This is a genomic window from Gordonia sp. GONU (assembly GCF_024733855.1).
Lineage (GTDB): Bacteria > Actinomycetota > Actinomycetes > Mycobacteriales > Mycobacteriaceae > Gordonia > Gordonia amicalis.
Genome location: NZ_JANRHB010000001.1, coordinates 59,909 through 72,708, shown reverse-complemented (window position 1 = coordinate 72,708; position 12,800 = coordinate 59,909). Strand labels below are relative to the sequence as shown.

The window sequence follows — 12,800 nt, the reverse complement described above, 5'->3', positions numbered from 1 at the left end:
GACCCATGACCGACACCGAACCCGTTGTGATCCGCGTCGATGCCGGCGCGCCGTATGACGTGACGATCGGCCGCGGGCTGCTCGGCGAGGTCGCCGCGGCCGCGGCCGGCGCCGACCGCATCGCGATCCTGTACCAGCCCCCGCTCAACAAGACCGCCGAGCAGATCCGGGAATTCCTGGCGGACAAGGGCTTCGACGCGCACCGCATCGAGATCCCGGACGCCGAGGCGGGCAAGGACCTGTCGGTGGCCGCGTTCTGCTGGGAGGTCTTCGGCCGGATCGGTCTCAAGCGCAACGACAAGGTCATCAGTCTCGGCGGCGGTGCCGCCACCGACCTCTCCGGGTTCGTCGCCGCCACCTGGATGCGCGGCATCGGGGTCATCCACGTCCCGACCACGCTGCTGGCGATGGTCGACGCCGCGGTGGGCGGCAAGACCGGCATCAACACCGAGGCGGGCAAGAACCTCGTCGGGTCGTTCCACGAGCCCGACGCGGTCCTGATCGACATCGGCACGCTCGAGACGGTGCCGCGCAACGAGATCGTGGCCGGGCTCGCGGAGGTCATCAAGACCGGTTTCATCGCCGACCCGACCATCCTCGACATCATCGAGGCCGATCCGGAGGCCGCCCTCGACCCGACCGGGCCGGTGCTCCCGGATCTCATCCGCCGGTCGGTGCAGGTGAAGGCCGACGTCGTCTCGGCCGACCTGAAGGAGTCCTCGCTGCGCGAGATCCTCAACTACGGCCACACCCTGGGCCACGCGATCGAGCGACGCGAGCGCTACCGCTGGCGTCACGGTGCCGCGGTGTCGGTGGGCCTGGTGTTCGCCGCCGAACTGGCGCGCCTGGCCGGGCGTCTCGACGACGCGACGGCCGACCGTCACCGGTCGGTGCTCGAACTCGTGGGCCTGCCGACCTCCTACGACCCCGACGCCTTCGCCGACCTGCTCGAGGGCATGGCGGGGGACAAGAAGAACCGTTCGGGTGTGCTCCGCTTCGTCGTGCTCGACGGACTGGCCAAGCCGGGCCGGCTCGAAGGACCCGACCCCGGCCTCCTCGCCGCCGCCTACTCCGCGGTGGCCGGCGGGGCGGGGAAGAGCACCTCGGTCCTGCTCTAACCACACGTCGGTACCCGCGGCGACCGGGGTAACCCATTGGTCCGTGATCCGAAAGAACGCGACGGACCCAGGTCCGCTGCCTGATCCGAAAGATCGCGACGAACCGAACGCCGCCGCCGGAGGTGCGAGGTACGGAAGCCTCCGGGCTGAGTAAGCGACGAAGGCGCGCGCATCGAAGTCGACGAGGCTCGAAGGCCAGGTGAGTCGACTTCGTGAGCCCTTCGCGACGCGTCCGCCGTAGGTTCCGGAGTTCGCGTCCCCGAGAGCGACGTCCGAGGGCATTCTGCCCTCGGACACCGCTGAGCGGGATGCGACTTATCGCGCACCGGTCCGTTGGAAAGGGCGAGCGCCGACGGACGCGTCCACGTGAGCGCTGGCGGAGGGCGTATTGCCCTTGCCGGCCCCTGAGATGGACGCGACTTTCGGCCCCGCCCGGCCCGCAGTGCAGCCCCTGGCGGCCCAGTGCACGGACAAGGGTCGCGGGTGTGACGAGCCCGTCGCGTGTGATCCGCGGAGCCCGTTGCCTACCGTGACTCGGTTTCTTTTGTATTCCACGACGTCCGGCCAGCCGGCCGCGGGTACTGAGGTGCGCACCCCCGAAACGACATCAATTGGCGTGGGGTTGCGGCGTGCGCGCCTCACACCTACATGAACAGACGAACCCACTGCCTTCGCCGGGCAGTGGGTTCGTTTGTTTGTAAGGTTCGTCGTCTGTCGCCTACTGGGCCGCGTCGGCGTGCCGGTCCTCGTGGACCGACCAGTCGTCGGAGGCGCCCTTGTTCTGCTCGCGGCGGATCAACCAGCGGCCGATGGCGGCACCGACGAACGCGGGGACGAACACGAGCAGAGCGGTGAACGAGGCACCGGCGATCAGCTCGACGAACAGGCCGGCCTGGCCGATCCCGGCGAGGACCGTGTTGCCGATGATCCACGAGATCAGCCCGGCGGCGACCCCGGCCAGGACACCGGCCTTCAGCCAGCGCACGGTGAGATCCGCGTAGTCGTCCGGATCGGGATTGGCGCGCGCATCGCGAATACCGTCGAAACCACCCCAGACCAGGGCTACCAGGACGACCGCCGCGATGGCGACGGTGCGCCACACGGTGGAGTTCAGCGGGGCCTCGACCACTGCGACACCGAGCAGGATTCGGGCGAGGACGTGAACAGCGGTCATCGCCAGACCGCGTACCAACCACGTAGACATGCGCGTCATACTACGCATCCGTGCCGTGATTGCGGACACACCTGGTCGATGTGGCCGGCTCCGCGTGCCGGGTTCGCACAGTCGGACGTCCCGCCGTAGCGTTGCTCGGGTGCCGATCATCCACGACACCGCCGGCCGACGAGACCGGCTGCGGAACCAGTTACGCGACCACTCGGGAGCCGACGCGGAGGTCGCGGCGTTCGTCGTCTCCGACCTCGTCAACGTCCGGTACCTGACCGGCTTCACGGGTTCCAACGCGGCAGTCCTCATCGACGTGTGCGACCCCGCGGGGGACCGGATCGCCACCGACGGCCGCTACCTCACCCAGGTCGCCGCGCAGGTCCCCGATGTCGAGCCCGTCATCGAACGCGCCTGCGTCCCCGCCCTGGTTGCGCACGCGCGGACCGCGGGTGCCGCCCGTATCGGCTTCGAGGCCGATGCCGAGACCGTCGCCGGGCACCGTGCGCTGACCGCGTCGATCGAGGATTCCGGGGTCGAACTGGTCGGTCTCACCGGCGTCGTGCAGGGTCTGCGGGCCGTCAAGGATGCGGGGGAGATCGCGTTGCTGCGCGCTGCCTGCGCGATCGGCGATGCCGCTCTGGCCCGGATCATCGCCGACGGTGTCCTGCGCGCCGGAACCACCGAACGCGAAGCCGCCCGCGCCCTGGAGTTCGAGATGTACCGCCTCGGCGCCGACGGCATCGCCTTCGAGACGATCGTCGCCGCCGGGCCGCACTCGGCGATTCCGCACCACCGGCCCACGCACACCGCGCTGGCCGACGGCGACCTCGTCAAGATCGACTTCGGCGCCGTCGTCGGCGGCTACCACTCCGACATGACCCGAACCTTCGTGCTGCAGCGTGCCGCGGACTGGCAACGCGACATCTACGACCTCGTCGCCACCGCGCAGGCCGCCGGACGGACCGCTCTCGCCCCGGGCATGGAGCTGCGGGACGTCGACGCCGCGGCGCGTGCCGTCATCGACGACGCCGGGCACGGCGACCACTACGTGCACGGACTCGGCCACGGCGTGGGCCTCGAGATCCACGAAGCGCCGGGAATCGGCAAACTCTCGACGGGTACACTGCCATGCGGTGCTGCGGTCACCGTGGAGCCCGGTGTGTACCTACCCGGATGGGGTGGGGTCAGGATCGAGGACACCCTGGTCGTCACACAAGGCGACCCGGAACTGTTGACCACCACCGACAAGACATTCACCGTCATCTGACTGCAAGGGAAGAAACACCACATGGCGACCACCGCCGATTTCAAGAACGGCCTCGTGCTGCGCATGGACGACCAGCTCTGGCAGATCCAGGAGTTCCAGCACGTCAAGCCGGGCAAGGGTCCCGCATTCGTGCGCACCAAGATCAAGAACGTGATGAGCGGCAAGACCGTCGACAAGACCTTCAACGCCGGCGTCAAGGTCGAGACCGCCACCGTCGACCGTCGGGACATGACCTTCCTGTACAACGACGGCACCGACTACGTCTTCATGGACGCGCAGGACTACGAGCAGTTCGCCCTGCCGCCGGCCGTGGTCGGCGACGGCGCGCGCTTCCTGCTCGAGAACATGACCGTGCAGGTCTCGCTCAACGAGGGCACCCCGCTGTTCGTCGAACTCCCGGTCACCGTCGAGCTCATCGTCGCCCAGACCGACCCGGGTCTGCAGGGTGACCGCTCCACCGGCGGCACCAAGCCCGCCACGCTGGAGACCGGCGCCGAGATCCAGGTGCCGCTGTTCATCAACACCGGCGACAAGCTGAAGGTCGATTCGCGCGACGGCAGCTACCTCGGCCGCGTCAACTCCTGACCTGTGAAACAACCCGGAACCCGACACAAGGCGCGGCGGCGCGCGGTGGACCTGCTCTTCGAGGCCGAGGCCAAGAAGGTCAGTCCCAGCCAGCTCGTCGCCGAACGCCGAGAGTATGTCCGCACCGACGAGAGCGTCGGCTCGATCCACGACTACACCGCCACGGTGATCCAGGGTCTGGCCGACGATCAGGACCAGATCGATGCGGTCATCTCCTCCCATCTGCGCGAGTGGACGCTGGAGCGTCTGCCCGCGGTCGACCGCGCCATCATGCGCCTGGCGACCTGGGAGCTGTTCAACTCGCTCGACGTCGACCCCATCGTGGTGGTCGACGAGGCGGTGGAGCTCGCCAAGGAGCTGTCCACCGATGATTCGCCGGCCTTCGTCAACGGAGTGCTCGCCAAGATCGCCGAGCTCGCGCCGCAGGTCCGTGCCGCCGCGTCCGCCGAGCCGAGCGGTCCGGCCGCCGGCGATTCCGCCGCGGACTGAACGGCACCCCTCTCCGGGTTCCTCCGGAGTGACGCGATGCGTCGAGAATGTGGCGCAGGTCGCGGGAATTCGTCTGTCTCGCGACGCGGTGTAAAGTGTCGCGAGACAGACATCCTTTAACGATCCGTCCTGCGAGGCGGAGAAGGAGGTCGGCTTTGGCCAGCCCCGCTCCCAGGGTGCTGCTCGATGCCGCTGACGTGTCGCGCACGATTGCTCGTGTCGCACACCAGGTGATCGAGAAGACAGCTCTGGACTCGCCCGACGCCCCGCGCGTCGTTCTCATCGGAATTCCCACTCGCGGAACATCTCTCGCGACTCGTCTGGGTTCCAAGATCGGCGAGTTCGCCGGTGTCGAGGTGCCGGTGGGCTACCTCGACATCACTCTCTACCGCGACGATCTGCGCGGCAAGCCCCATCGCCCGCTCGAACGGACGATGGTCCCCGCCGGCGGCGTCGACGGCGCGATCGTGATCCTCGTCGACGACGTGCTCTACTCGGGGCGCACGGTCCGCGCCGCCCTGGACGCGCTGCGCGATCTCGGACGCCCCGCCGCGGTCCAGCTCGCGGTGCTGGTGGACCGCGGCCACCGCGAATTGCCGCTGCGCGCCGACTATGTCGGCAAGAACATCCCGACCGCTCGCGACGAGCAGGTGTCGGTGCATCTCACCGAACACGACGGAGTCGACGAGGTCGTCCTCAGCTCGGCTACGAACGCCGTTGCCGCCGAGGGCGATTCGTGATGCGGCATCTGCTCTCCACGCAGGACCTGAACCGCGACGAGGCCACAGCGCTCCTCGACGACGCCGAGCGTTTCGAACAGGCCCTCACCGGTCGTGAGGTCCGCAAGCTCCCGACGCTCCGTGGCCGGACCGTCATGACGGTCTTCTACGAGAACTCCACCCGCACCCGCGTCTCCTTCGAGGTGGCAGGCAAGTGGATGAGCGCCGATGTCATCAACGTCAGCGCCTCGAGTTCCTCGGTGGGCAAAGGCGAATCGCTGCGCGACACGGTCAAGACCCTGCACGCCGCCGGTGCCGACGCCCTGATCGTCCGCCACCCCGCGTCGGGCGCGCCGGCCCAGATCGCCGACTGGACAACCGATTCGAACGGTGAGGGTCCCGCGATCATCAACGCCGGAGACGGCACCCACGAACATCCCACGCAGGCCCTGCTCGACGCGCTCACGCTGCGCCAGCGGCTCGGCTCGCTGGAGGGACGTCGCATCGCGATCGTCGGCGACGTCGTGCACTCACGGGTCGCGCGGTCCAACGCGCACCTGCTGTCGACCCTCGGCGCCGAGGTCGTCCTCGTCGCCCCGCCGACCCTGCTCCCGGCGGGAGTGGGTGAGTGGCCGGTCACCGTCTCGGGCAACCTCGACGCCGAACTGCCCGCCGTCGACGCGGTGATGATGCTGCGCGTCCAGGCCGAGCGGATGAACGGCGGATACTTCCCGAGTCCCCGTGAGTACTCGGTCCGCTTCGGTCTCAGCGACCGCCGCCTGGCGATGCTCGCCGACGATGCGGTCGTCCTGCATCCGGGGCCGATGCTGCGCGGTATGGAGATCGGCTGGTCGGTCGCCGACTCGCCGAAGGCCACCGTCCTCGAGCAGGTCCGCAACGGCGTCCACGTACGCATGGCGGTCCTCTTCCGGCTGCTCGTCGGGTCCGACTCCGCGGGAGCCCACCTGTGACCACCACCCCCAGCACGTCAGGAGTTCGCACGTGACCGCCCCGGCAACCGGAACCGTCCTCATCGGCGAGGTCCGTCCCTACGGCGAGGGCGAGCCGATCGATGTCCTCGTCGTCGACGGCGTGATCACCGAGATCGGCGCGGGCCTGTCCGCACCCGAAGGTGCCGAGCGCATCGAGGGCAGGGGCGGAGTGCTGCTGCCCGGGTTCGTCGACCTCCACACCCATCTGCGTGAACCCGGTCGCGAGGACACCGAGACCATCCGGTCCGGCTCCGAGGCCGCCGCCCTGGGCGGTTACACCGCAGTGTTCGCGATGGCCAACACCAGCCCGGTCGCCGACAACTCCACCGTCACCGACAACGTGTGGCGCTCCGGCCGCGAGGTCGGGCTCGTCGACGTGTACCCGGTGGGTGCGGTCACCGTCGGGCTCGAGGGCGAACAGCTCGCCGAGATGGGCATGATGAACGCCGGCGCCGCGGGCGTCCGGATGTTCAGCGACGACGGCAAATGCGTCCACGACCCGCTCCTCATGCGCCGCGCCCTGGAGTATGCGACCGGACTGGGCGTGCTCATCGCCCAGCACGCCGAGGAGCCGCGCCTGACCGTCGGCGCCGTCGCCAACGAGGGCGCCACCGCGTCCCGGCTCGGACTGGCCGGCTGGCCGCGTGCCGCCGAGGAGTCGATCGTCATCCGCGACGCGCTTCTCGCCCGCGACGCCGGAGCACGCATCCACATCTGCCACGCCTCGACCGAGGGCACGGTCGAGCTGCTGCGCTGGGCCAAGGACCAGGGGATCGCGATCACCGCCGAGGTGACCCCGCACCACCTGCTCCTCGACGACTCGCGTCTCGAAACGTACGACCCGATCAACAAGGTCAATCCGCCGCTGCGGGAGGTCCGTGACAAGGAAGCCCTGCGCCGGGCCCTCGCTGATGGGATCGTCGACTGTGTGGCCACCGACCACGCGCCGCACGCCGCGCAGGAGAAGTGCTGCGAGTTCGCCCAGGCCAAGCCGGGCATGCTCGGGCTGCAGACCGCGCTCCCGATCGTCGTCGAGACCCTGGTCAAACCGGGACTCCTCGACTGGCGCGGCGTCGCACGGGTCATGAGCGAACGGCCGGCGCAGATCGTCGAACTGACCGATCAGGGCCGCCCGATCGAGGTCGGCGAACCCGCCAACCTCGCCGTCGTCGACCCGGACACCTCGTGGGTGGTCCGCGGAGACGAGCTGGCCAGCCTGTCGCGCAACACTCCGTTCGAGGAGATGACGATGCCGGCGACCGTCACCGCCACCGTCCTGCGCGGGGTGGTCACCACCCGCGAGGGTCGGGTGACCCGATGAGCGTCGAGTCCCGCCGAGGGCTGGTGCCGGCCATCCTCTCACTCGTCGTCGCCGCGTCGCTCTTCACCACCTGGCTCGGCTACGGCAGGTTCGTGTTCAACGCGTGGTTCATCGGCGTGTGCGCGCTCATCGCCCTCGGCCTGCTGTCGATGTTCTACCTGCTGATCACCGGCAACAAGAAGAAGCAGGCGGCACAGGCCGAGCTCATCGGCGAACTACCGCCGACCCCGGCCGACCTCGGGGCGGAGTACCGCGGCCCCGACACCGGCCTCTACCTCGGCAGCACCATTGCACCGAGCTGGCAGAACCGCGTGGTCGTCGGTGACATCTCCGACCGCGCGTCGGCGACGATCGCCGAGTTCGCAGCGGGCGTCCTCATCTCCCGCCAGGGCGCGAGCGACATCTGGATTCCGCGAGAGGCGATCACCGCGGTACGGACCGAACGCGGCATCGCGGGCAAGGTGATGAGTGCCGACGGTGTCCTGGTGATCCGATGGGTCCTGCCCAGCGGCACCGAGATCGACACGGGAATCCGCGCAGACGACAAATCGATCTACCCCGGCTGGGTGAACGCCTTTGCCGGGCAGCATGACAGTGGACAGGGGACACAGGAATGAACACAGCGGTCTTGGTGCTGGAGAACGGCCAGGTGTTCACCGGCCGGAGCTTCGGCGCAGTGGGCGAGACCCTCGGTGAAGCGGTGTTCTGCACCGCGATGACCGGCTACCAGGAAACCCTGACCGACCCGAGTTACCACCGGCAGATCGTCGTGGCCACCGCGCCGCAGATCGGCAACACCGGCTGGAACACCGAGGACGGCGAGAGCACCGGCAGCGCGGGCAGCACCGGGGTCGACGGCGACTCCGGAAAGATCTGGGTGGCCGGATATGCGGTGCGAAACCCCACCCGACGAGTCTCGAACTGGCGCGCGACCACCTCGCTCGAGGACGAACTCGTCAAGCAGGGGATCGTCGGCATCGGCGGGATCGACACCCGCACCGTGGTCCGCATCCTCCGCGACCACGGCTCGATGAAGGCCGGCATCTTCTCCGGACCGGCGCTCGCCGACACCGACGAACTCGTCGGTCGGGTGCGCAACCAGCCGGACATGAAGGGCGCCAGGCTCGCCGATGAGGTCACCACGTCCGACGGGTATGTCGTGGAGCCTCTCGAGGCGCACCGGTTCACCGTCGCCGCCATCGACCTCGGGATCAAGACCAACACCCCGCGGATGTTCGCCGAGCGGGGCGTCCGTACGCATGTGCTGCCGGCGACGGTCGCGCTCGACGCGATCGCCGACCTCAGGCCCGACGGCGTGTTCCTGTCCAACGGTCCGGGCGACCCGGCGACCGCCGACGACATCGTCGAGCTCACGCGTGGTGTCCTCGGGCAGGACCTGCCGCTGTTCGGCATCTGCTTCGGCAACCAGATCCTGGGCCGGGCCCTCGGCCGGTCCACCTACAAGATGAAGTTCGGGCACCGGGGCATCAACATCCCGGTTGTCGACCACGCCACCGGCAAGGTCTCGATCACCTCGCAGAACCACGGCTTCGCACTCGAGGGCGAGGCGGGGGAGGAGTTCGACTCCGACTTCGGCCGCGCACGGGTCAGTCACGTCTGCGCCAACGACGGCACCGTGGAGGGCGTCGAGCTGCTCTCCGGCCGCGCCTTCTCCGTGCAGTACCACCCGGAGGCGGCCGCCGGCCCCCACGACGCCGCGTATCTGTTCGACAAATTCGTCACCCTGCTCGAGGGTGACCGTGCGTCCCGGAAGACCAAGAATCAAGGAGCGAGTGCCTGATGCCGCGCCGCGAAGACATCAACCACGTCCTGGTCATCGGCTCGGGGCCGATCGTCATCGGTCAGGCTTGTGAATTCGACTACTCGGGTACCCAGGCCTGCCGCGTCCTCAAGGCCGAAGGCCTGCGTGTCAGCCTGGTGAACTCCAACCCGGCGACGATCATGACCGACCCCGAGTTCGCCGATGCCACCTACATCGAGCCGATCACCGCCGAGTTCGTCGAGAAGGTGATCGAGGCCGAGCGCGACGCCGGACATCCCATCGACGCCGTGCTCGCCACCCTCGGCGGGCAGACCGCATTGAACACCGCGGTCGCGCTGCACGACCGCGGCTCGCTGGAGAAGTACGGCATCGAGCTGATCGGCGCCGACTTCGACGCCATCCAGCGCGGTGAGGACCGCCAGATGTTCAAGGACATCGTGGAGAAGGTCGGCGGCGAGAGCGCGCGCTCCCGCGTCTGCCACACGATGGACGAGGTCCGCGAGACCGTCGCCGAACTCGGCTTCCCGGTCGTCGTGCGTCCGTCGTTCACCATGGGCGGCCTCGGCTCGGGCATGGCCTACGACGACAACGACCTGGAGCGGATCGCCGGCGGCGGTCTCGCCGCGTCGCCGACCGCCAACGTCCTCATCGAGGAGTCGATCCTCGGCTGGAAGGAGTACGAGCTCGAGCTGATGCGCGACAACCGCGACAACGTCGTGGTCGTCTGCTCCATCGAGAACCTCGACCCGGTCGGTGTGCACACCGGCGACTCGGTGACCGTCGCCCCGGCGATGACCCTCACCGACCGCGAGTACCAGATCATGCGTGACCTCTCGATCGACATCCTGCGCGAGGTCGGCGTCGACACCGGCGGCTGCAACATCCAGTTCGCCCAGGACCCGCGCGACGGACGCCTCGTCGTGATCGAGATGAACCCGCGTGTGTCGCGGTCGTCGGCACTGGCGTCGAAGGCGACCGGCTTCCCGATCGCCAAGATCGCCGCGAAGCTGGCCATCGGCTACAGCCTCGACGAGATCGTCAACGACATCACCAAGGAGACCCCGGCCTGTTTCGAGCCCACGCTCGACTATGTCGTGGTCAAGGCGCCGCGGTTCGCGTTCGAGAAGTTCCCGGGCGCCGACGACACGCTGACCACCACGATGAAGTCGGTGGGCGAGGCCATGAGCCTCGGCCGCAGCTTCGCCGAGGCGCTCGGCAAGGTCATGCGCTCGCTGGAGACCAAGGCCGGCGGCTTCTGGGTGGAGGCCAACCGGCCCGACCCGAAGACCGTCGATCTGCCCGCGCTGCTCGAGGAGATCAAGACGCCGAAGGACGGGCGTCTCTACAAGCTGATGCTGGCCTTCGAGGCCGGCGCCACGATCGAGGACCTGTACGAGGCCACCGCCATCGATCCGTGGTTCCTGGCCGAGATCGGCGGGATCGCCGCGCTGGGTGCGGAGATCCGCGACGCCGACATCCTCGACGAGGCCTTGCTGCGCGAGGCGAAGTCGACCGGCTTCTCCGACCGTCAGATCGCCGCTCTCCGTTCGGATTTCGAGGACGAGGCGGCGGTGCGTGCGCATCGCCTGTCGCTCGGTGTGCGCCCGGTCTACAAGACCGTGGACACCTGTGCGGCCGAGTTCGAGGCGAAGACGCCCTACCACTACTCGACCTATGAGCTCGATCCCGCGGCCACCAGCGAGATCGCGCCGCAGCCGGATCGTCCCAAGGTGCTGATCCTCGGTTCGGGCCCGAACCGCATCGGACAGGGCATCGAATTCGACTACTCATGTGTCCACGCCGCACTCACGCTGAGCGAGGCCGGCTACGAGACCGTGATGGTCAACTGCAACCCGGAGACGGTCTCGACCGACTACGACACCGCCGATCGCCTGTACTTCGAGCCGCTGACCTTCGAGGACGTGCTCGAGGTCTACCACGCCGAATCCCAGTCGGGCACCGTCGCCGGTGTCATCGTGCAGCTCGGTGGCCAGACTCCGCTGGGTCTCGCACGTCGCCTCGAGGAGGCGGGTGTCCCGATCGTCGGGACCAGCCCGGCCGCCATCGACCTCGCCGAGGATCGCGGCGAGTTCGGCAAGGTCCTCACCGAGGCCGGTCTGCCGGCCCCGGCGTTCGGTACCGCGACGAGCTTCGCCGAGGCCCGTGACACCGCCGCACGCATCGGCTATCCGGTGCTGGTGCGTCCGTCCTACGTCCTGGGCGGCCGCGGCATGGAGATCGTCTACGACGAGAAGTCCCTGGAGGACTACATCTCTCGCGCCACGGAACTGACCCCCGACCATCCGGTGCTGGTCGACCGGTTCCTCGAGGATGCGGTGGAGATCGACGTCGACGCCCTGTGCGACGGCGAGGAGGTCTTCATCGGCGGCGTGATGGAGCACATCGAGGAGGCCGGTATCCACTCCGGTGACTCGGCGTGTGCGCTGCCGCCGGTCACCCTCGGCCGCGCCGACCTGGCGATGGTCCGCACCTCCACCGAGGCACTCGCCAAGGGCATCGGGGTGAAGGGTCTGCTCAACGTCCAGTACGCGCTCAAGGACGACGTCCTCTATGTCCTGGAGGCGAATCCGCGCGCGAGCCGCACGGTGCCGTTCGTGTCGAAGGCGACCGCGGTGCCGCTGGCCAAGGCGTGTGCCCGCGTCATGCTCGGGTCGTCGATCGCCGACCTGCGCAAGCAGGGCATCCTGCCGGAGACCGGCGACGGTGGCGAGACCCCGGCGACCGCGCCGATCTCGGTGAAGGAAGCGGTCCTGCCGTTCAACCGGTTCCGTCGCCACGACGGCAGCGGGGTCGACAACCTGCTGAGCCCGGAGATGAAGTCCACCGGCGAGGTGATGGGCATCGACGCCGACTTCGGTCGCGCGTTCGCCAAGTCGCAGACCGCCGCCTACGGGTCGCTGCCGACCAGCGGCAAGATCTTCGTGTCGGTGGCCAACAAGGACAAGCGGGCGCTGATCTTCCCGGTCAAGCACCTCGCCGACCTCGGCTTCGAGATCCTGGCCACCGAGGGAACCGCAGATGTGTTGCGTCGCAACGGAATCAAGTGTGAGACCGTCCTCAAGCACTTCGAGGCCACCGCGGGAGAGCGGACGGTCGTGGACATCATCCGGGCGGGCGAGGTCACGATGGTGATCAACACCCCGTTCGGCAACTCCGGCCCCCGCGTCGACGGCTACGAGATCCGCAGTGCCGCGGTGTCGGTGAACATCCCGTGCATCACCACGGTGCAGGGCGCCAGCGCGGCGGTGCAGGGCATCGAGGCCGCGATCAACGGCGATGTCCAGGTCCGCTCCATCCAGCGACGCCACGCGGACATGGCCGGCCTCTCATGACGGTGGCG

At 68.6% G+C, this 12,800-nt stretch carries 11 protein-coding genes; 10 read left to right on the top strand and 1 reads right to left on the bottom strand.

What is annotated here, in order from left to right; translation table 11 throughout:
- The first annotated feature begins 5 nt into the window (after positions 1–5).
- Positions 6–1,118 carry a 3-dehydroquinate synthase gene (gene aroB / locus NWF34_RS00335; protein ID WP_258324001.1) on the top strand — a complete coding sequence of 371 codons (1,113 nt, stop codon included), beginning with the start codon at positions 6–8 and terminating at the stop codon, positions 1,116–1,118.
- Between the two features lie 718 nt (positions 1,119–1,836).
- On the opposite strand, the gene NWF34_RS00330 is transcribed toward aroB, so the two are convergent.
- Positions 1,837–2,322, bottom strand: coding sequence for a B-4DMT family transporter (locus NWF34_RS00330; protein WP_258324000.1), 486 nt, complete (start codon positions 2,320–2,322; stop codon positions 1,837–1,839).
- A 109-nt stretch (positions 2,323–2,431) separates the two neighbouring features.
- Here NWF34_RS00330 and NWF34_RS00325 point away from each other — a divergent pair, with 109 nt between their 5' ends.
- The 9 genes from NWF34_RS00325 to carB all read left to right on the top strand — a co-directional run bounded on the left by NWF34_RS00325 (position 2,432) and on the right by carB (position 12,792).
- Entirely contained in the window at positions 2,432–3,550 is a 1,119-nt protein-coding gene (locus tag NWF34_RS00325; protein ID WP_258323999.1) for a Xaa-Pro peptidase family protein, read from the top strand.
- Positions 3,551–3,571: 21 nt separating this feature from the next.
- Positions 3,572–4,135 carry an elongation factor P gene (gene efp / locus NWF34_RS00320; RefSeq protein ID WP_006436310.1) on the top strand — a complete coding sequence of 188 codons (564 nt, stop codon included), beginning with the start codon at positions 3,572–3,574 and terminating at the stop codon, positions 4,133–4,135.
- Between the two features lie 3 nt (positions 4,136–4,138).
- Positions 4,139–4,624 (top strand): transcription antitermination factor NusB, encoded by a 486-nt coding sequence (gene nusB / locus NWF34_RS00315; RefSeq protein ID WP_258323998.1) that lies wholly within the window; start codon positions 4,139–4,141, stop codon positions 4,622–4,624.
- Between the two features lie 155 nt (positions 4,625–4,779).
- Positions 4,780–5,364 (top strand): bifunctional pyr operon transcriptional regulator/uracil phosphoribosyltransferase PyrR, encoded by a 585-nt coding sequence (pyrR, locus tag NWF34_RS00310; protein WP_258323997.1) that lies wholly within the window; start codon positions 4,780–4,782, stop codon positions 5,362–5,364.
- Positions 5,364–6,314 carry an aspartate carbamoyltransferase catalytic subunit gene (locus NWF34_RS00305; protein ID WP_006436307.1) on the top strand — a complete coding sequence of 317 codons (951 nt, stop codon included), beginning with the start codon at positions 5,364–5,366 and terminating at the stop codon, positions 6,312–6,314. The genes pyrR and NWF34_RS00305 overlap by 1 nt, the downstream gene beginning before the upstream one ends.
- Before the next feature lie 31 nt (positions 6,315–6,345).
- On the top strand, positions 6,346–7,656 hold the full coding sequence (locus NWF34_RS00300) for a dihydroorotase (RefSeq protein WP_258323996.1): 1,311 nt from the start codon (positions 6,346–6,348) through the stop codon (positions 7,654–7,656).
- Positions 7,653–8,273 (top strand): hypothetical protein, encoded by a 621-nt coding sequence (locus tag NWF34_RS00295; protein ID WP_258323995.1) that lies wholly within the window; start codon positions 7,653–7,655, stop codon positions 8,271–8,273. The genes NWF34_RS00300 and NWF34_RS00295 overlap by 4 nt, the downstream gene beginning before the upstream one ends.
- Complete coding sequence (gene carA / locus NWF34_RS00290) at positions 8,270–9,457, top strand: glutamine-hydrolyzing carbamoyl-phosphate synthase small subunit (RefSeq protein WP_024497138.1); 1,188 nt, start codon at positions 8,270–8,272, stop codon at positions 9,455–9,457. Before NWF34_RS00295 ends, carA begins: the two co-directional genes overlap by 4 nt.
- Positions 9,457–12,792: a carbamoyl-phosphate synthase large subunit gene (gene carB / locus NWF34_RS00285; protein WP_258323994.1), complete on the top strand. Its 3,336-nt coding sequence runs from the start codon at positions 9,457–9,459 to the stop codon at positions 12,790–12,792. Before carA ends, carB begins: the two co-directional genes overlap by 1 nt.
- The last annotated feature ends 8 nt before the right edge of the window (positions 12,793–12,800 follow it).